The organism is Vreelandella zhaodongensis (genome assembly GCF_013415115.1).
Taxonomy (GTDB): Bacteria; Pseudomonadota; Gammaproteobacteria; order Pseudomonadales; family Halomonadaceae; genus Vreelandella; species Vreelandella zhaodongensis.
Map to the genome: position 1 here is coordinate 27,549 of NZ_JACCDD010000001.1, position 19,529 is coordinate 47,077.

The following is a 19,529-nucleotide window of genomic DNA, read 5'->3' on the forward strand; positions in this document are numbered from 1 at the left end:
ATTAAAAAGCAACAGTAGTTCAGGCAACGTCGGTGGCGAATACCTCCTCAATGTGGGGTTGTTCAAGGAGAACGCATGCGCAAGGAACGTCTGATCGTCCCTATTCTCGCGGCAATAGCGGTTGTGTGGGTAGTGGCGCAACTGCTATCGAGCATTCTATTTGAGCGTAGTCTTCGCCAAGCATTAGAAGATTTAGAAGCGCGCGGTGAATGGCGTGTCAGTCGAACTGAGAGTCGTCAAGGGTGGCTAACGTCTCAGGGAAAGCTGCTTTTGTCACCTCTTTTAGGCCGCCCCTGGCGTTTAGAGCTCACCTACCGTGCCCGTCATGGTGTATTAAGCACGGATGTAGAAGGCACCTTACTGCCACGCCTGGATAGCGTCTTGCAAAAAGCCGTGGGCGAAGTTTCCGCACCCTCGATTCCTCGATGGCAGGGACGTTACCACACGTTGAGTGGACGAAGTGAGCTGCGTTTGGCGTTGGCTCCCTTTGTTATCCAGCAAAATGGTCGAGAGTTAGAAGTGCGCGGCGCTCGGTTACGTTTAGAAGGTGTTTTTGGCGATTGGCGGTTGCGAGCATTACTTGACCAGCTAACGCTAACGGATGGTCTGGCTCGACTAACGTTAGGGCCTTCATCACTTGAAAGCCGCTACACCTACATTGAAGATGCCTACCATTTTGCCCAACGTGATCACCTGCACATTGAAGCCCTTGCGCTCCATTATCCTGCTTACGATATTCATTTGTCGCCACTGGATGCTCATAGCCACATGGTGCTTGACGAAAAAGAGCTGCGTTTAAATGGCGAGCTGATTATTGGTGATGTCAGTGTTCCCAGTGAAGCGCCTGATACCCCTTTGTTTAGTGGCCGGTTTGAAGCAGAGCTATCGCGGTTAAACGCGGATGCGGTGCGTCAAGCAATTTTACGTCTGCGACAGGAAGCCGCTTGGGGCGATGCCAGCCTTCCCATGGCAGAAGGGTTGCTTGAGCGTTTGGCACCCGATTTGATGGGGATATTAAAAGACTCCCCACGGCTAGATGTAACGACAGTGGCTATCGAAAGTCCGTTGCTAGGCATTAATGTTAACGCCGATGGTGCCCTGTTTTTTGATGCCAGGCGGTTGGATGAATTGAATTTGCCAATGCTAGACAAGCCAGAGGAGCGCGCTCGTTGGTTAGAACGTGTCGATGGTGATTTCACTTGGCACGATGCCCCCACCGTGGCGGCACTTTGGCTAGGGTTGCCGCTAGGAACACGAGAGTTAGAGTTTGATGTGATTCGTGGCGAGTGGCGTGTTAATGGTAGGCCTATGCCACAGCTGTGGCCTCAATAGGTAGCTGGTCTCTTGCCCTTATAAGCCTAAGTATCAGCCATCTCTAATGGTTAAAAGGGTTGAAGTTTCCGCTCTGTGCCCACATTCCATAAGCAACGCTAAGCGGTTCGAGCCGCTAGCCACTGTTGATGGGAGGGCGCATGAGCGACCAGGATTACGACCGCGATAATGAACACCTCGACTGGCTGACGGATGATGAGCCAGACGCGCAGCAAGATGACACCTCTGACAGTGAAGAGCATCGTTCAGACGGTGAAAAAGTTAACTCGTTAGTGCCCGCCAGCGATATGCTTCCTGAGCGTATCTATCTACTGCCAATTCATAATCGGCCATTTTTTCCCGCCCAAGTGCAGCCGCTGGTGATCAACCGTGAACGCTGGGAAGAGACCATGCGTCGAGTGGGGAATACGCCCCACCACACGATTGGTGTTGCCTTTGTGGGCGAGCAGGGCGTTGAGTCGTTAGATCACGAGGGTTTTCCGGCCATTGGCACGGCAGTCAAAGTACATAAGCTCCAGAGCGAAGATCAACAGATCCAGTTTATCGCTCAGGGGGTCAAGCGTTTTAAGATTCAGCGTTGGCTATCTAAAGAGCCGCCTTACCTGGTTGAAGTAAGCTACCCAAAAGAGCCGGTAGACGCTGAAAATGAAGAAACACGTGCCTACGCCATGGCGATTATTAACGGGATTAAAGAGTTACTGCCGATTAATCCGCTGTATGGCGAAGAGTTAAAGCACTACCTCAATCGTTTTAGTCCCCACGAGCCCGGCCCACTGACGGACTTCGCGGCCGCTATCACCTCTGCCAAAGGCCCAGAGCTGCAGGATGTGCTTGCCACGTTGTCAGTCGCTGAGCGTATGCATAAAGTTCTACCGCTGCTACGCAAAGAAATTGACGTTGCCCAGCTGCAAAGCGAAATTAGTGAGCAGGTAAATGCTCAAATGCAGGAGCGGCAGCGGGAGTTCTTCCTACGCGAGCAGCTTAAAGTTATTCAGCGTGAACTGGGTATCTCTAAAGATGATCGTGAAAACGATGTCGATACCTTTAGAAATCGTCTCGAATCTCTCGTGGTGCCTGAGCGTGTTCAAGCGCGGATTGATGACGAGCTGAATAAGCTGAGTGTTTTGGAGACCGGCTCGCCAGAGTACGGCACTACCCGCAACTATCTTGACTGGCTCACCTCGCTACCCTGGGGTGTCACAAGCCAGGATAAGCTTGATTTGGCGCATGCGCGAGAAGTGTTAGACCGTGATCATGATGGCTTAAAAGATGTCAAAGAACGAATTATAGAGTTCCTGGCAGAAGGCACATTTAAAGGGGATGTTGGCGGCTCTATTGTCCTGTTAGTCGGCCCGCCTGGAGTGGGTAAAACCTCGATAGGCCGCTCCATTGCGCAAGCGCTGGGGCGAGAGTTTTATCGCTTTTCCGTTGGTGGTATGCGCGATGAGGCTGAAATTAAAGGCCATCGTCGTACCTACGTGGGCGCAATGCCCGGCAAGCTGGTACAGGCCTTTAAAGAAGTTGAAGTCGAAAACCCAGTGATAATGCTGGATGAGATTGATAAGTTGGGCCAATCGTTCCAGGGAGATCCCGCCTCTGCCTTGCTTGAAGTGCTTGATCCCGAGCAAAACGTCGACTTCCTGGATCACTATCTTGATGTCCGTATGGATCTATCCAAGGTGTTGTTCATCTGTACGGCGAACACCCTGGACTCCATCCCTGGGCCACTTCTTGATCGAATGGAGCAGATCCGCCTTTCAGGTTATATCGCGGAGGAAAAGCTGCAGATCGCTAAGCATCATTTATGGCCGAAGCTGCTTAAACGCGACAACTTGCCTAAAAAACGGATTAATTTGACGGATGCCGCGCTCAAGCAGGTGATTGATGGTTATGCACGTGAGGCAGGCGTCCGCCAACTCGAAAAGCAGTTACATCGTATTGTCCGTAAGGCAGCGGTGAGGCTGCTGGAAGAGCAGTTAGAGACGGTAAAAATTTCGGTCAAAAACCTGGAAGAGTTTCTGGGGGCTCCTCTATTCCGCAAAGAGAAAGTGCTAAAAGGCGAAGGCGTTGTGACTGGCCTGGCCTGGACCTCCATGGGGGGCGCGACGCTTCCCATCGAGGCGGGCAAAGTCCATGCGCTGGATCGTGGCTTTAAGCTGACCGGTAAGCTTGGCGATGTGATGAAAGAGTCTGCCAATATTGCCTACAGCTACACGCTGGGACATTTGCAGGAATATGGCGCTGATGCCGACTTTTTTGACTCTGCCTTTGTCCACTTGCATGTGCCGGAAGGGGCAACGCCCAAAGACGGCCCGTCGGCAGGTGTCACGATGACCACGGCGCTGCTCTCACTTGCTAAGCATCAGGCGATTGATCGCCCCTTGGCAATGACAGGTGAGTTGACCTTAACTGGGCAAGTGCTACCCGTCGGCGGAATTCGAGAGAAAATCATCGCCGCGCGGCGGAGCGATATTTTTGAGGTCATACTACCAGAGGCTAATAAGCGCGATTATGAAGAGCTTCCCGATTATTTGAAAGAAGGAATGACCGTGCATTTTGCCAACCGCTATCGTGATGTGGCCAATGTGGTGTTCACCTAGGTCATTCATTTATAGCTAAAAAACGACCGTTTAGTTAAAGCGCCGCACTGAAGAGTGCGGCGCTTTTGCATAGTTATTCAAAGGTTAAATTCGCTTGCAACAGAGGATAATAGAAGCAAATCAAAATTAAAAAGGCTCAAGGGAGGCTCTCTGCATGCGCAATAACCAACCTGTTACTCAGCGCGAGTATAAGCTCGATGATGAGACGGTGCTGATCTCACGCTCAGATTTGAAGGGTAACGTGACCTACGCGAATGCAGCCTTCGTCGAGGTAAGTGGCTATACCCGCGATGAACTGATGGGAGCTCCCCATAACTTAATTCGCCACCCAGATATGCCCGAAGCGGCCTATGCAGACTTCTGGAAGACCATTCAGTCAGGTGCAACCTGGCAGGGGACGGTCAAAAACCGCCGTAAAAACGGCGATCACTATTGGGTCAGTGCCACTGTGGCCCCGCTCAGAGATGGTGACCGTATTGTGGGGTATACCTCGGTGCGTCGTAAGGCACCAGCCCACAGCATTGCGCTGGCTGAAACCGTCTATAAAGAAATACGCGAAAAAGGCAAGTCTCGCCGTTACACACTGTCCCAAGGCGCGCTTAAACGCCGTGGGCTGGGGGGCTTTTTGGCGCGTTTTCAGTTTAATAGCCTAAAAGCTAAGCTAACGGGCATGGTAGTGGCGTCACTTATTTTGTTAGGGCTGGCAGGTGGTTTGGGAATGTACGGCTTAACGGTTTCTGGTGAGCGCCTAGATACATTAAACCGCACAGGGCTAGAAGCGGTCGCCAACCTTCAGCGGTTAGAGCGCCAAATTGGTCAGGTGATTACCCTGTTGGAACCTGCTGTGCGCAATCCCCGTCGAGTCGATATTGAAGCGGTAACCGCATCAGTTAATGAGTACTCCCAGTCAATACAGACGCTTTGGAACGAGTACCTTACCGACAGCAATGCCAGTGCAGAGCGCCTACAAACCTTTGACTCTGGATTAGCTGAATGGGGTAACAGCGTTGATACCGCGATGACAGCGATCAGCGAAGCAAACGGATTTGCCGCTTTCGAAGCCTTTAACGACGGCGTACAGCCTACCACTGAGCAGTTAAGAGAAGGCAGCAGTCAGCTAGTCAGTGATGAGCGGGCAAGTGCCGAAGCGCTGGTCGGTAAGGCGCAGCAGGGGCGTCAGCAAATGTTGGTGGCCCAAGTGGCGTTGTTGGTCATTGGTTTACTCTTAATGATAGGTCTCAGTGCTGTGATTTTAAGATCTGTGCTGCGCAGTGTGGAAGGGGCGCGGCATATTACTTTTCAAATCGCAGCAGGTAATCTAGCTGCACGCGAACGTCGTGAAACGAAAGACGAGCTGGGCGAGTTGCTTTATTCGTTGGACACCATGCGCTTTAGCTTGGCGAGCATTGTCGGTGACGTAGAGCATCGGGTGTCGGTGGTCACGCCTGCCGTTCAGCAAATTGCTGCCGAAAATGAAGAGCTTGCTTCTCGCACCGAACAGCAGGCGTCTTCACTGCAGCAAACGGCCTCAAGTATGGAAGAGATGACTTCCACGGTGCAGCAAAACACTGAGAACGCCCGCCAAGCGACGGAGCTGGCGGTGCAGAATGCCTCAAGTACCCGCGATACCCGAGAGCAAATGCAGCAGTTAGTCGCCAGAATGCAGCGTATTGCTCAAAGCGCTGAAAAAATGACGGAGATGATAGGCGTCATTGACGGGATCGCTTTCCAAACGAATATCTTGGCACTCAATGCATCGGTCGAAGCCGCTCGTGCCGGTGAGCATGGCCGAGGCTTCGCGGTGGTTGCTAGTGAAGTACGCAACTTAGCAAGCCGCAGTGCGGATGCGGCCCAAGAGATTCGCAAGATGATCGATAGCACGACACAAGAAGTCAGTGGTGGGCGCGGCGCGGTTGAACAAGCTGAGCTTGCCATCGACAATGTGATGCAGCAGGTTAGCCGTGTCAGTGAACTAATGGAGTCCATTAGCACCGCCTCGAGCGAGCAAAGCAGCGGCATTGGCCAAATTAACTCCGCGATTGCCGAGATGGACAATGTGACTCAGCAAAATGCCACCAAGGTACAAACCATCGCGGCTTCTGCCGATAACTTAGCGCTAGAGACGTTTGAGTTGGCGAATGTGGTGGATGCCTTCCGATTGGAAGGTGCTCAGGAAGAAAATGTCCATTCTGCCCGGGAAAAGCTACAGCAGGTTAATCAAGCGCAGCGTAAAGCGTCACTGAGCCTGCCTTCAGGGGGAGGCTCTGCAGCAAGGGGGCTGGCTAACCAAGCTCCCTCAGAGCAGTGGGAAACGTTTTAACACTGTGATGGGTAAGGCAGCAAGGCTGTTTCTCTCAACATCTAGTCTCCGCGGTGCGCTCATGCCACAATCTAAGGCCGCTGGATTCACTTGCCTGTCGCCAAGAATGCGGCAGGCCATGATAAAGATGTAGAGGACACCATGCCCGAGTATCGCTCCCGTACGACCACTGCTGGCCGCAATATGGCCGGTGCCCGCGCCCTTTGGCGCGCCACCGGTATGAAAGATGACGACTTCCATAAGCCCATTATTGCGGTTGCGAACTCGTTTACTCAGTTTGTGCCGGGCCATGTTCACTTAAAAGACATGGGTCAGCTGGTCGCACGTGAAATTGAAAAAGCAGGCGGTGTTGCTAAAGAGTTCAACACCATTGCGGTAGACGACGGCATCGCGATGGGTCACGACGGCATGCTCTATTCGCTGCCCAGCCGCGATATTATCGCCGATAGCGTTGAGTATATGTGTAACGCCCACTGCGCCGACGCGCTGGTGTGTATTTCCAACTGCGACAAAATTACCCCTGGGATGCTGATGGCTGCCATGCGCCTCAATATTCCGGTGATTTTTGTCTCGGGCGGGCCCATGGAAGCGGGCAAAACCAAGCTGCTAGATCACGGACTAGACCTTGTCGACGCTATGGTTATGGCGGCTGATGATAGTGTCGATGATGAAACCCTGGCAGAAGTCGAGCGCAGTGCTTGCCCCACCTGCGGCAGTTGCTCGGGCATGTTTACTGCCAACTCTATGAACTGCCTAATGGAAGCATTAGGTCTGGCGTTGCCCGGTAACGGCACTGTGCTGGCGACTCACTCTGACCGTCGCCGCCTGTTTGAAAATGCGGGCCACCGCATTGTGGAGCTGGCCAAGCGCTACTACGAAGGTGACGAAGCCCACCTATTGCCCCGTGCGATTGGCAATAAAGCCGCGTTCAGAAATGCCATGACGTTAGATATTGCCATGGGTGGTTCCACGAATACGATTCTGCATTTGCTGGCAGCGGCTCAGGAAGCGGAAGTTGACTTCTCCATGGCGGATATTGATCGGCTTTCCAGGGAAGTGCCGCAGCTATGTAAAGTGGCCCCGAATACCCAGAAATACCATATTGAAGACGTTCACCGCGCGGGTGGTATTATGGCCATTCTAGGCGAGTTGGATCGCGCGGGTGTGCTGGATACGTCAGTGCCGACTGTCTACGGCGATAGCCTAAAAGCGGCGCTGGAAGAGTGGGATATTATGCGCTCGCCAAACGCTGAGGTGGTCGAATTCTTTAAAGCAGGCCCTGGTGGCGTTCCGACCCAAACGGCTTTCTCACAAAGCGCCCGCTGGCCAAGTCTAGATGGTGATCGGGCGACCGGTTGTATTCGCGACCTAGCGCATGCGTTCTCAACAGAAGGTGGCTTGGCTGTGCTTTACGGCAACATCGCCCTCGATGGTTGCGTGGTTAAAACGGCAGGCGTTGATGACTCGATTCTCGTGTTCGAAGGCAAAGCCCACGTTGTTGAATCCCAAGACCAAGCGGTAGCCAATGTCTTGGATGGAAAAGTCAAAGAAGGCGATGTGGTGGTGATTCGCTACGAAGGCCCTAAAGGCGGCCCTGGCATGCAGGAAATGCTCTATCCGACCTCGTACTTAAAATCTAAAGGGCTAGGTAAAGCGTGTGCGCTGCTAACGGATGGCCGCTTCTCTGGCGGTACTTCTGGGCTTTCCATTGGCCACGTTTCCCCTGAAGCAGCGGCGGGTGGCGCGATTGGTTTGGTCGAGCAGGGCGATACTATTTTGATCGATATTCCCAACCGCACGATTAACGTACAACTGTCTGATTCTGTGTTGGCGAAACGCCGTGAGGCGATGGAGGCCAAAGGCAAAGACGCCTGGAAGCCCGTAGAGCAGCGTCCCCGTAAGGTAACGCCCGCACTGAAAGCCTACGCATTACTGGCAACGTCAGCAGACAAAGGCGCGGTTCGCGATCTTTCCAAGCTCGACTAAGACTAGGCGCTATGTAAAACAGCCCGTGCAAAGCGGGCTGTTTTATGTGGACTGCTTTATTTGGACTGCTTTATGCCCAATGCAAACCGTCAAAACGACTAAGGAATGTAATGAAGGCGATTATTAACGTCGGCCTCGTTGGCTATGGTTTTGCGAGTAAAACGTTTCATGCGCCGCTGATTCAGGCCACAGAAGGCTTGGATCTGGTGGCAGTATCTTCCAGCGATTCCGCTAAAGTGCATGCTGATATAGATGTCGAGGTTGAAAGCCAAGCGCTGGCGCTATGCCAGCGCAGTGACATTGACCTCATCGTTATTCCAACGCCTAACGACACGCATTTTCCGCTAGCCAAGGCCGCGTTGATGGCAGGTAAGCACGTGGTGGTTGATAAGCCGTTTACCGTCACGCTGTCAGAAGCCAAGCAGCTAAAAGCGCTGGCCATTGATAAAGAGTGCTTGGTGTCGGTGTTTCACAACCGTCGCTGGGACAGTGACTTCCTCACGGTTAAAGCGTTGCTGGAAGCCGGTACCTTAGGGCGTATCACGGGGTTTGAGTCGCGTTTTGATCGTTTTCGGCCTGAAGTGCGTGATCGCTGGCGCGAAAAAGCCATTCTTGGTGGTGGCATTTGGTATGACTTAGGCCCGCACTTGCTCGACCAAGCCTGCGAGCTGTTTGGGATGCCGAATGCCATCATGCTAGATCTAGGCGTGCGCAGAGACGACGCTACAGTAGATGATGACTTTTTAGCGCTGTTAGAGTACGACGGTTGCCGCGTTAGCCTTAGTGCTGGTGCGTTGATCGCTGAACCAACACCGCGGTTCCGCATTCATGGAACAAAAGGCAGCTATCTTAAATATGGTTTAGATCCGCAAGAGGATCGTTTAAAAGCCGGTGAGACGCCTACGCCTGCATGGGGCGATGACTCTCCTGGCACGCTGACCCTTCGTGAGGGTGAAACGGAAGACGCGCCGCTGATTCGCCACGAGCATGATACCCAGGCGGGCGACTACCTCGCATATTATCAAGGCGTGTCCGCCGCGATTCGCAATAATACACCGCTGCCTGTCGATATTGATGATGCGCTACGCAGCATGACGCTGTTGGAAGCTGGCCTAGATAGTCACCGCCAACGCCGCTGGATACCGCTTAAGCATCATTTGTAAGCACCAATACGGCGGCTCAGTGCTGGAGTAAATGCTCTGCCGGCGTCGTTCCGCCGCCTCTCGCGGGTGCCGCCTACGCTCGTTCCTCGCGAGAGGCGTTATCTCTCGCTACATAACCCACTGGATTCATAGGTTTTGTAGTGCGGTGTAAGCATTAGCGCACTCGCAAAGGCAGCGCGGTTTTACAACAAATCCATTGCGTTATCACGTTTCTCTTCGCGCAGCTTATCCCTGGCGATATAGAGTGCGGCGATGGCGCGGGCCTCATGGAAGTCGTCCCGCAATAGCAAGGCGGGTAGCTCTTCAATGGCGTGGGTTTCGACAATCAACGGTTCTGGCTCGTCGCCTGGCAGGCGCTTGGGATAAAGGTCGGTGGCCATCAGCACCTGCATGCGGTGGCGCATATAGTTGGGTGCTAACGAAAGCTCTACTAGCGGCTCAATGCGGTGCGCGCCAAAGCCACACTCTTCCATTAGTTCACGGTTGGCAGCGGTGACAATATCTTCGCCAGGATCAACCAATCCCTTTGGCAGCGTCAGCACATAATCTTCAAAGCCAGCAGCATATTCACGGATAAGCAGTACATGTTCCGGGTCGGGCATGGCAATGATCATCACTGCGCCCCGGTCAGCGCCGGTCAAGCGTTCGAACTGGCGTTCCTCACCGTTTGAAAAGCGCAAATCAAGCGACTCAATATGAAATAAACGGCTCTTGGCGACGCTCTCTCTCGCCAAAATTTGCGGCTTACGAGGGTAGCCGCTGTGGGTGTCGCCGGGTGATGATTCGTAGTTAGACATCATGCCTCCGTGGCTGCAAAAAACGGGTTACGCTACAATAGCACGCTTACTCTCTTTTAAGACTGGAGCAGCAATGATTGATTGGCGCGGGATTGATACCGTCTTGCTCGATATGGACGGCACGCTGCTGGATCTGCATTTCGATAGCCACTTCTGGCTAGAGCATCTGCCGAAGCGCTATGTCGAGCTTCATCAGTTAGATGTCGCTAGCCAGGAAGCGCTGCGCGCCCGCATCATTGGTGAACAAGGGACACTGAATTGGTACAGCTTAGCCTACTGGAGCCGAGAGCTTGGCGTCGACATTGTGGCTCTAAAACGCGAAGTGCAGCACCTGATTGGGTTACGCAGTGATGCTCTGGACTTTCTAACATGGCTGAAGAAAGCTCATCCGCGCGTTGTACTGGCCACCAACGCCGACCGCGCCAGTTTAGCGCTTAAGCTGCCGTTAACGGGGTTGGAAAACTACCTCGATGCCATCATCTCATCAGAAGACGTGGGTGCTGCTAAAGAAGAGCAAGCATTCTGGTTCGCACTTCAAGAACGCGAGCCGTTTGATCCAGCGCGTACGCTATTCATTGATGACAATGCCAGCGTGCTTGAAAGTGCCCGAGAATTTGGCATTAAATATCTTTTGGGTATTAAACAGCCTAATAGCCAGCGGCCTGAAAAAGAGTTGCAAGAGTTTATTGCCCTAGATCGGTTTGCCCAACTGCTGCCAGACAACCTACCTGGGCAGCGAGGAGAGCGTTAATGAGCGACAGCGTTCGCTTAGATAAGTGGCTATGGGCTGCGCGGTTTTTCAAAACCCGCGCCTTGGCCAAAAAAGCCATAGAAGGTGGCAAGGTTCACTATGACGGTGCCCGCGTAAAAACCAGTAAAAATGTCGAGCTAGGGGCGCTCATTCGTGTCCCTCAAGGCTGGGATATTTTTGAGGTCGAAGTCATCGCCCTTTCTGACCAGCGACGCGGTGCGCCAGAAGCGCGCAAGCTCTACGCTGAAACCGAAGAAAGCGCCCAGCGCCGTGCGAAAGAGGCCGAGGTGCGTCGCTTGACCAACGAGGCGATGCAGCATCCCCTTAAGCGGCCCGACAAAAAACAGCGGCGTGATATTCATCGCTTCCAGCGCCAACAGGGCGAATGAGCGCCATCGCGTTCATACTTACCCGCCACCCAAGCTTTCTCCTTTTTCTACGGTCTTGTTATGTCTGATCAAATCCAGCGTTTCCTGTTCGACCAAACTAACGTACGCGGTGAAATCGTTACGCTTAGTACTGCCTACCATGAGGTACTAGACTGCCATGCCTACCCGCCAGCGGTTAATGAGCTGTTAGGTGAGTTGCTTGCCGCCGTTGCCTTGCTAACGGACACGGTAAAGCTAGACGGCACGCTGAGCATTGAAGTGCGTGGCCGGGGAACGCTGTCGCTGTTGATGGCCGAGTCCAACCCTGGCGGAGAATTACGCGCCATCGCGCGTATTGCCGAAGACGCTGTGCTCCCCAGTGAATATGCCAGTTTCCGAGAGCTGGTCGGCGAAGGCCAAATTGTGATTACCCTCGACCCACGGGAGGGACATCGCTATCAAGGCATTGTTGCGCTGGATCACGATACGCTAGGTGGCTGCCTCGAGGCCTACTTCGGCCAATCAGAACAGCTGCCAACCCGCCTTTGGCTGTCGGCAGACGGCGAACGAGCTGGTGGGTTATTGCTTCAGCGTTTGCCTGATGCGTCACAAAATCAAGATGTCGATGCCTGGGAGCGTAGCGTTCATCTCGCCGATACTATCAAGACGGAAGAGCTGCTAGGGCTTGAGCAGCGTGAGGTGCTGTACCGTCTTTATCACGAAGAAACGGTGCGGGTGTTCGAACCTAAAGCACTGCGCTTTGGTTGCACCTGTTCTAGGGAGCGAATGAGTCACGCGCTTTACACGCTCGGGGCAGAAGAGCTGCGTGATATTTTGCGCGAAGAGGGCGCTATCGACACACAATGCCACTTTTGCCATACGAAATATCACTACACAGCTGCAGATATTGAGATTTTATTAGAAAATCCAGACGCACCTCCTCCCGTAATCCACTAGTTCTGTAGTCGCAGCTGAACATGGGTCCTAAAAACCGTTTTAGCAGCGTACTAGGTATAGTAAAGGCTACAGGTCGCCTGTCGAACGTCTGTTTGAATATTTACTGCGCCGCAACACAAAATATGGTGTCGCTGTAGTAGTTTAACTACAAGATATTTGATTAACGCCCCCGTTTCCTGGGGGCTTTCTTTTTGCCATAATGCGCCGGACTTCAGCGCACTCAGCCCATGTCTATTGGAAACAATACGGGGCTGAGATGATTTCTCAAGGCGTCGGTGACGCCCGGTAAATTCGAGACCCAGGAATCGACATGACCACGACTCAAGCCGCTCCCCAAGCCCACGTTAATCTTAGTAGCGCCGAACTGATCGAGCGCGCCGTGGCCCGTGGTGAAGGCCGCCTGTCGGCTAACGGTGCGCTGGTGGTAAACACCGGCCTGCGCACAGGGCGTTCACCGAAGGATCGCTACATCGTCGATGAGCCATCCACCCGCGATAGCATCGACTGGGGCAGCGTTAACCGCCCATTTGATGCTGAAAAGTTTTCAGCGCTTTGGGCTCGAGTAGAAGATTATCTGGGTAGCCGTGAGCATTTCGTGGCAGAGCTGCATGTGGGCAGCGATAGCACACACTACCTACCGGTACGCGTGTCCACTGAAACCGCTTGGCAAAACCTATTTGGCCGTACCATGTTTGTACGCCCTCAAGCCTACAATCCTGCGGTTAAAGATGAGTGGACAATTCTTAACGCAGCGGGCTTTGAGTGTGACCCCAGCCGCGACGGTACTAACTCTGATGGCTGCGTCATTATTAACTTTGCTGAGCGCAAAGTGCTGATTGCCGGTATGCGCTACGCTGGCGAAATGAAGAAAGCCATGTTCTCGGTGCAGAACTACCTGTTGCCGGAAGCCGATGTACTGCCGATGCATTGCTCCGCTAACGTCGGTGAAGACGGTGAAACCTGCCTGTTCTTTGGCCTCTCTGGCACCGGTAAAACCACTCTGTCCGCTGACCAAGCGCGCTACCTGATTGGCGACGATGAGCATGCGTGGGGCGACGGTATTGTCTTCAACATGGAAGGTGGCTGCTACGCCAAGTGTATCGACCTTTCTGAGAAGAACGAGCCGGTTATCTGGAACGCGATTAAGTTTGGTACCGTGCTGGAGAATGTCGTTCTGGATGACCGTCGCGAGCCGGATTACGCTGACGATAGCCTGACCCAGAACTCCCGTGCCGCTTACCCGTTAGAGCACGTTGAAAAGCGCGTACCAGAAAACCTGGCAGGCGAGCCCAATGCCATTGTGTTCCTGACCTGTGATATGTCAGGTGTTCTACCGCCTGTATCGATTCTTTCTAAAGAAGCTGCCGCTTACCATTTCTTGTCAGGCTACACCGCGAAAGTAGGGTCGACCGAAATGGGCTCTTCAGAAGGTTTGGCCGCCACGTTCTCTACCTGTTTTGGTGCGCCTTTCTTCCCGCGTCCCGCACGCGAATACGCTGACCTGCTGGTCAAGCGGGTAGATAAGAAAGATGCCCAGGTTTATCTCGTCAATACTGGCTGGACAGGCGGTGCCTACGGTGAAGGAGGTTCACGCTTCTCTATCCCGACGACTCGCGCCATTATTAGTGCCATTCAGTCAGGCGTGTTACGTGACGTTGAGACCACGCTTGTTGAGGGGCTGAACCTGCAAGTGCCGCTGGCTGTACCAGGTGTAGATTCAAGCCTGCTCAACCCTCGCGAAACATGGGCTGACAAGGATGCGTACGATCGTCATCTTCAAGATCTGGCCACTAAATTCGTCGATAACTTTAAGAAGTTTGAAGGCGTTAATGACGCGATTATCAAAGCAGGTCCACAGTTAACCTGATCGATAATTAACCTAATTTGCACGTTAGAGTGTAAGTTGTCGAACGCTTGAACAACTAAATAGTCATAATGGGGTAGTGCTAACGCGCTGCCCCTTTTTATTGCCTATTTATTGCCTATTTCCCTTACATTTTGAAAGGGGGTTTATATGAAGCGTCGTCACTTTTTAGGCCTTGCCGGTTTGACTGGGTTAGCTGGCGTTATCCCTGGTGTGTCGTTTGGCTTTCCTCGTTTGAATCTTGAAGCAGCTCCTGGTCTGGAGACGCTTGAATTAAGCGAAGATGAATGGCGTGAACGTCTTTCCGACGAAGCATTTCATGTGCTGCGCAAGGAAGGGACAGAGCGTGCGTTCTCCAGCCCTTTGGATGAAGAAGTTAGGGAAGGGGAGTATCGCTGCGCAGGTTGCGATTTATTGCTGTTCACCAGTGCGATGAAATATGACTCAGGTACCGGCTGGCCCAGTTTTTTTGAGCACGTTGAAGGTCATTTGCTTAGCAAGCTGGATTTCAAGCTGGTATGGCCGCGCACCGAATACCACTGCGCTCGTTGCGGCGGACATCAAGGCCACGTCTTTGGAGATGGCCCCGAGCCCACTGGCCTACGTTGGTGCAACAACGGCGTCGCGTTGCGGTTTATCGCTGCCTGAGGCGTTTAAGCAGCGATTGTGGTACCTTGTCGACACCTCGAATGCTGCATGAGTTAGTTGCACGTTATGGATGTCAAACAACGCATTATTTTGCGCTTAGCCAATGAGCTAAACGTACGGCCTGAACAGGTCTCCGCCACGGTAGAGCTTCTGGATGGTGGCGCTACCGTGCCGTTTATTGCCCGTTACCGTAAAGAGGTAACGGGTGCCCTCGATGATATTCAACTTCGTCAGTTGGATGAGCGCCTGCGCTATTTACGCGAGCTGGAAGAGCGCCGTGAAGCCGTACTGGCGGCTATCGATGAACAGGGCAAGTTGGATGCCACGCTGAAAGCAACGATTCAGGCAGCTGAAACTAAGCAGCGTCTGGAAGACTTATACCTGCCGTTTAAGAAAAAGCGCCGCACGAAAGCACAAATTGCGCGCGAAGCGGGGCTAGAGCCACTGGCGGATGCCCTATTGGCCAACCCTGTGCTTCATCCCGAAAGCGAAGCAGCGGAGTACCTGCGCCCGGCGGAAGGCGATATTCCAGCCATTGAAGATGCCAAAGCCGCCCTTGATGGTGCTAAGCAAATTCTAATGGAGCGCTTCGCTGAAGACCCTGAACTGATTGGTCAGCTGCGTGAACGGTTATGGCAAGAGGGCGAACTAAGTGCCCGTGTGCTAGACGGCAAGCAGCAGGAGGGTGCGAAGTTCTCTGACTACTTCGAGCACGACGAAAAACTGGCCAAAGTGCCCTCTCACCGTGCGCTTGCTATGTTCCGTGGTCGCAACGAGGGCATTCTGAGTCTGGCGATTCGCCTGCCTGGCGAAGAGGACGCGCCGATTCACCCGGCTCAAGTGACCATTGCCAAGCAGGTGGGTATTAGCGATGAAGGCCGCCCCGCCGACAAATGGTTGGGCGAAGTCGTGCGCTGGACGTGGCGTGTCAAACTCTACACCGCGCTTGAAACCGAGTTGCTAGGTCGCCTACGTGAGCAGGCAGAGCTAACTGCTATCGAAGTGTTTGCCGCCAATCTCAAAGATCTTTTGCTGGCAGCGCCTGCCGGGCAGAAGGTCACCTTAGCCATTGACCCAGGCCTGAGAACCGGCTGCAAAGTAGCGGTAGTCGATGCGACGGGGCAATTTGTCGACCAAGCCACTATTTATCCCCATGCGCCGCAAAATCGTTGGGACGAATCGCTCAACGTGCTTGCTAAACTGGTTAAACAGCATGGCGTTCAACTTATTGCCGTTGGCAATGGTACCGCCAGCCGTGAAACCGACAAGCTGGCAGGCGATCTGCTGAAAGCGTTAGCGCCCGAGCATCGGTTGAGCAAAGTGATGGTGTCTGAAGCGGGTGCGTCGGTTTACTCTGCGTCGGAATACGCTTCCCGGGAGCTACCCGATCTTGATGTCACCGTACGTGGCGCTGTCTCTATTGCCCGTCGCTTGCAAGACCCGCTCGCGGAACTGGTGAAAATCGAGCCAAAATCCATTGGTGTGGGCCAGTATCAGCATGATGTTTCCCAGGTGCAGCTGTCACGCAGCCTGGAAGTGGTTATAGAAGACTGCGTGAACGCGGTTGGTGTGGATCTCAACACCGCATCGAGTGCGCTGCTTTCCCGCGTTGCGGGGCTAAGTGCTGCCATTGCGGAAAACATTGTTGCCCAGCGCAACGTTCAAGGTGCCTTCAAAAGTCGTAAAGAGCTGTTGGAAGTTAGCCGTCTTGGGCCAAAAACGTTTGAGCAGTGCGCTGGTTTCTTACGCATTAGTAACGCCGAAAATCCGCTGGATGCCAGCGCCGTTCACCCAGAGGCTTACACCCTGGTAGAGCGTATCGCTAAGCAGAATAGCCGAGATATTAAAGGTTTGATTGGTGATAGTGCGACGCTAAAAGCGCTTAAACCCGCCGACTTCGCCGATGAGCGTTTTGGTGTGCCTACCGTCAGCGATATTCTCAAAGAGCTGGATAAGCCTGGCCGTGACCCGCGCCCTGAGTTTAAAGCGGCTGAATTCCGTGAAGGGGTCGAAACCCTCAAGGATCTTAAGCTGGGAATGGTACTGGAAGGTACCGTCACCAACGTGACCCATTTTGGTGCTTTCGTGGATGTGGGGGTTCATCAAGATGGGCTTGTGCATATCTCAGCGCTCTCCGATCGCTTTATTGATGATCCGCGTAGTGTCGTGAAAGCGGGCGACATCGTTACCGTTAAAGTGATGAGTGTCGATATACCCCGCAAGCGAGTAGGGCTTTCCATGCGCTTGGACGACGAGCCAGAGCAAGTGCAAAACGCACCGAGTGCCACGACTAGCAGCGAACCCCGCAAGCCGACGCGCAACAATCGACAGGGTGGCCAGCGTCAAGGCAACACGTCCAGCGAAGCGCCTGCTGCGATGGGAGCACTGGGGGCAGCGCTACTCAAAGCAAAGCAGGGCAAATAGTCGCGCGTCTTGAATATTTAACGGTTGCCGCCATATCCTGCTTTCTACGCTGAGTAGAAAGCAGGATAAAACATATGGCGATGCCAGCTGATTTCAACAAGGCCTGCTTTAAGCAGGCCTTACTAAGAAGGAGTGTTCACTTTGTCTGAACCTCTCACTGTGCCATCTGCGCTGACCGCCCAGGTAGAGCGTTTGCTCCCCAGCGCACGCTTAGGCCGTCTAGGTCGCCTGCGTCGCGGATTGGAAAAAGAAGGGCTGCGCGTTGACGCCAGCGGTCATATTGCTCAAACGCCGCACCCCCACGCGCTGGGTTCAAAGCTAACCCACCCGCATATCACGACGGATTACTCCGAAGCGTTATTGGAGTACATCACGCCGGTGTATTCAGAGCCTAAAGAGGCGCTAGCATTTTTATCCGACCTGCACACGTTTACCTATCATCATTTAGAAAACGAGTGGATCTGGCCCGGTAGCATGCCCTCTCGGCTCTCTGGGAACGCCAGTATTCCGATTGCTGACTACGGAAGCTCCAATGTCGGCACCATGAAGCATGTTTATCGTAAAGGGCTGGATGTGCGCTACGGGCGTATCATGCAAGCTATTGCAGGGGTGCACTACAACGTATCGTTACCCGATGATATGTGGCACGGCCTGCGTGAAATGGAAAAAGCCACCAATATTCCCTTTAACGATTATCGCTCTACGCGTTATTTCGGCATGATCCGGCATTTTCGTCGACATAGTTGGTTGTTGCTTTACCTATTTGGCGCATCACCAGCTATCGATAAAAGCTTCCTGCCGACAGGTAACGTGCCTGAAAAGCTGCAGTCGCTGAGCGACGACACCTATTACGCCCCCTATGCGACCACGCTACGCATGTCGGATTTGGGCTATCAGAATAAAGTACAGTCGCAGCTTAAAATCTGCTTTAACTCGCTATCTAACTACGTCAACACGCTGCGCCATGCCATTTCAAGCCCCTGGCCCGATTACGAAAAGCTGGGCGTAAAGAACGGCGATGACTGGCAGCAACTAAATGCCAATATTCTGCAGATTGAAAACGAATACTACAGTGACATTCGCCCCAAACGAGTCGCCAAGCACAACGAAACGCCCAGTCAGGCGCTCGAAGCACGTGGGGTGGAATATATCGAAGTGCGCTGTTTGGATCTCAACCCCTTTGATCCGCTGGGGGTCACCGAAACCCAGATGCGCTTTGTCGATACCTTCTTGATGTGGTGTCTGCTTAGCGATAGCTCGTGGATCTCAGATGAAGAGTGTGATCGTTTAGACGACAACCGTCGTTTAGTGGTAGAGCGTGGCCGCGATCCGGCGCTACGCCTAGTACACAACGGCGAAACGACCTCCGTTCGGGAGTGGGGCGGGCATATATTTGCTGAAATGGCCGAGGTAGCACGTTTGTTGGATGCAGTGGAAGAAGGGGCTCCCCACGCGGCTGCACTGGAGGCGTTAGCGCCGCGTCTTGAAGACCCGTCACTAACCCCGTCGGCGCAAGTGCTGGCGCACTTGGAAGCCGGTAATGGTTCACTAAGCGATATGCTATTGCACTTAGCTCAAGAACAAGCGGATAAGCTTAAGTCCACGCCAATGCTGCGTTCCCGTGAAGCCTTACTTGCTCAATTGATTGAGACCTCACACCAGCAGCAACACGATATTGAAGCCGCCGACCAAGTGAGCTTTAGCGAATTTCTCAATAGCTATTTTACCAAAGCGCGTGAGTCTAGAGCGCTGTCTGCGATTTCACCAGAGGATGGTCAATGACGTCATCAGCCGTTCGTCCAGCCGCGTTAGCAGGCTTCATCTTTTGCGTAGCAATGATGGCCGTAGCGTTGGGGCTTGAGCACATTATGGGGCTAGAGCCTTGCCCGCTGTGCGTATTTCAACGAGTAGCGGTGATTGCCGCGGGGATAGTGTTAGCCATCGCCGCTATTCATAATCCCAGCGGTAACGTAGGCAAAGTTATCTACGGTGTGCTGGGGTTAGCTGTGGTAGGCACGGGTGCTTTTATTGCTGGGCGGCATGTCTGGCTGCAGAGCTTGCCTGCCGATCAAGTGCCCACGTGTGGGCCAGGCCTTGAGTACATGATGGACATTTTGCCTATGCAAGAAGTGGTCGCCATGGTGCTGACGGGGTCAGGCGAATGTGCGGAAATTGATTTTATGTTGCTAGGCTTGTCGCTACCTGCCTGGACCTTGATTGGCTTTTTGTTGCTGGCGATTTCGCCTCTACGCATTTTATGGTCTGTAAAAAAGCGTTAAAAAAGTGCTAAGGTTCTGGCATATTGATTGGTATCATTTT

The 19,529-nt window shown here is 53.3% G+C and carries 14 protein-coding genes; 13 read left to right on the forward strand and 1 reads right to left on the reverse strand.

The genetic code is table 11. The features are described from left to right. The first annotated feature begins 75 nt into the window (after positions 1-75). From HZS79_RS00135 to HZS79_RS00155, 5 genes are all read left to right on the forward strand, one after another. Entirely contained in the window at positions 76-1,332 is a 1,257-nt protein-coding gene (locus HZS79_RS00135; protein WP_162218325.1) for a DUF945 family protein, read from the forward strand. A 140-nt stretch (positions 1,333-1,472) separates the two neighbouring features. Further along, entirely contained in the window at positions 1,473-3,932 is a 2,460-nt protein-coding gene (gene lon / locus HZS79_RS00140) for an endopeptidase La (protein ID WP_179926746.1), read from the forward strand. A gap of 154 nt (positions 3,933-4,086) precedes the next feature. Beyond that, positions 4,087-6,252 (forward strand): methyl-accepting chemotaxis protein, encoded by a 2,166-nt coding sequence (locus HZS79_RS00145; protein ID WP_179926747.1) that lies wholly within the window; start codon positions 4,087-4,089, stop codon positions 6,250-6,252. 141 nt (positions 6,253-6,393) lie between these two features. After that, a complete protein-coding gene (gene ilvD, locus HZS79_RS00150) occupies positions 6,394-8,238 on the forward strand; it encodes a dihydroxy-acid dehydratase (RefSeq protein WP_162218361.1) in 1,845 nt (614 codons plus the stop codon). A 110-nt stretch (positions 8,239-8,348) separates the two neighbouring features. After that, positions 8,349-9,401 (forward strand): oxidoreductase, encoded by a 1,053-nt coding sequence (locus HZS79_RS00155; protein WP_179926748.1) that lies wholly within the window; start codon positions 8,349-8,351, stop codon positions 9,399-9,401. A 182-nt stretch (positions 9,402-9,583) separates the two neighbouring features. Here the strand turns inward: HZS79_RS00155 and nudE are convergent, their stop codons facing one another. Then, positions 9,584-10,198, reverse strand: a complete 615-nt coding sequence (nudE, locus tag HZS79_RS00160; protein ID WP_179926749.1) for an ADP compounds hydrolase NudE — start codon at positions 10,196-10,198, stop codon at positions 9,584-9,586. Between the two features lie 73 nt (positions 10,199-10,271). On the opposite strand from nudE, the gene yrfG reads away from it, so the two are divergent. From yrfG to HZS79_RS00200, 8 genes are all read left to right on the forward strand, one after another. Beyond that, complete coding sequence (gene yrfG, locus HZS79_RS00165) at positions 10,272-10,949, forward strand: GMP/IMP nucleotidase (protein ID WP_162218320.1); 678 nt, start codon at positions 10,272-10,274, stop codon at positions 10,947-10,949. Continuing rightward, positions 10,949-11,338, forward strand: a complete 390-nt coding sequence (gene hslR, locus HZS79_RS00170; protein ID WP_162218319.1) for a ribosome-associated heat shock protein Hsp15 — start codon at positions 10,949-10,951, stop codon at positions 11,336-11,338. The genes yrfG and hslR overlap by 1 nt, the downstream gene beginning before the upstream one ends. Positions 11,339-11,398: 60 nt before the next feature. Further along, the gene (gene hslO / locus HZS79_RS00175; RefSeq protein ID WP_179926750.1) at positions 11,399-12,274 is read left to right on the forward strand and encodes an Hsp33 family molecular chaperone HslO; all 876 of its coding nucleotides are present in this window, start codon (positions 11,399-11,401) and stop codon (positions 12,272-12,274) included. A gap of 310 nt (positions 12,275-12,584) precedes the next feature. Next, positions 12,585-14,141, forward strand: a complete 1,557-nt coding sequence (locus HZS79_RS00180) for a phosphoenolpyruvate carboxykinase (protein WP_162218317.1) — start codon at positions 12,585-12,587, stop codon at positions 14,139-14,141. A gap of 147 nt (positions 14,142-14,288) precedes the next feature. Then, positions 14,289-14,786 carry a peptide-methionine (R)-S-oxide reductase MsrB gene (gene msrB / locus HZS79_RS00185; protein ID WP_179926751.1) on the forward strand — a complete coding sequence of 166 codons (498 nt, stop codon included), beginning with the start codon at positions 14,289-14,291 and terminating at the stop codon, positions 14,784-14,786. A 66-nt stretch (positions 14,787-14,852) separates the two neighbouring features. Beyond that, complete coding sequence (locus tag HZS79_RS00190) at positions 14,853-17,210, forward strand: Tex family protein (RefSeq protein WP_179926752.1); 2,358 nt, start codon at positions 14,853-14,855, stop codon at positions 17,208-17,210. A 141-nt stretch (positions 17,211-17,351) separates the two neighbouring features. Beyond that, positions 17,352-18,992 carry a glutamate--cysteine ligase gene (gene gshA / locus HZS79_RS00195; RefSeq protein ID WP_162218314.1) on the forward strand — a complete coding sequence of 547 codons (1,641 nt, stop codon included), beginning with the start codon at positions 17,352-17,354 and terminating at the stop codon, positions 18,990-18,992. After that, the gene (locus tag HZS79_RS00200; RefSeq protein WP_162218313.1) at positions 18,989-19,489 is read left to right on the forward strand and encodes a disulfide bond formation protein B; all 501 of its coding nucleotides are present in this window, start codon (positions 18,989-18,991) and stop codon (positions 19,487-19,489) included. The genes gshA and HZS79_RS00200 overlap by 4 nt, the downstream gene beginning before the upstream one ends. Positions 19,490-19,529: the final 40 nt, after the last annotated feature.

Coding starts and splice junctions, on each gene's coding strand:
- HZS79_RS00180 (WP_162218317.1), top strand. CDS start 12,585: ATGACCACGACTCAAGCCGCTCCCCAAGCCCACGTTAATCTTAGTAGC.
- hslR (WP_162218319.1), top strand. CDS start 10,949: ATGAGCGACAGCGTTCGCTTAGATAAGTGGCTATGGGCTGCGCGGTTT.
- HZS79_RS00155 (WP_179926748.1), top strand. CDS start 8,349: ATGAAGGCGATTATTAACGTCGGCCTCGTTGGCTATGGTTTTGCGAGT.
- HZS79_RS00145 (WP_179926747.1), top strand. CDS start 4,087: ATGCGCAATAACCAACCTGTTACTCAGCGCGAGTATAAGCTCGATGAT.
- msrB (WP_179926751.1), top strand. CDS start 14,289: ATGAAGCGTCGTCACTTTTTAGGCCTTGCCGGTTTGACTGGGTTAGCT.
- HZS79_RS00135 (WP_162218325.1), top strand. CDS start 76: ATGCGCAAGGAACGTCTGATCGTCCCTATTCTCGCGGCAATAGCGGTT.
- HZS79_RS00200 (WP_162218313.1), top strand. CDS start 18,989: ATGACGTCATCAGCCGTTCGTCCAGCCGCGTTAGCAGGCTTCATCTTT.
- HZS79_RS00190 (WP_179926752.1), top strand. CDS start 14,853: ATGGATGTCAAACAACGCATTATTTTGCGCTTAGCCAATGAGCTAAAC.
- lon (WP_179926746.1), top strand. CDS start 1,473: ATGAGCGACCAGGATTACGACCGCGATAATGAACACCTCGACTGGCTG.
- nudE (WP_179926749.1), bottom strand. CDS start 10,198: ATGTCTAACTACGAATCATCACCCGGCGACACCCACAGCGGCTACCCT.
- yrfG (WP_162218320.1), top strand. CDS start 10,272: ATGATTGATTGGCGCGGGATTGATACCGTCTTGCTCGATATGGACGGC.
- ilvD (WP_162218361.1), top strand. CDS start 6,394: ATGCCCGAGTATCGCTCCCGTACGACCACTGCTGGCCGCAATATGGCC.
- hslO (WP_179926750.1), top strand. CDS start 11,399: ATGTCTGATCAAATCCAGCGTTTCCTGTTCGACCAAACTAACGTACGC.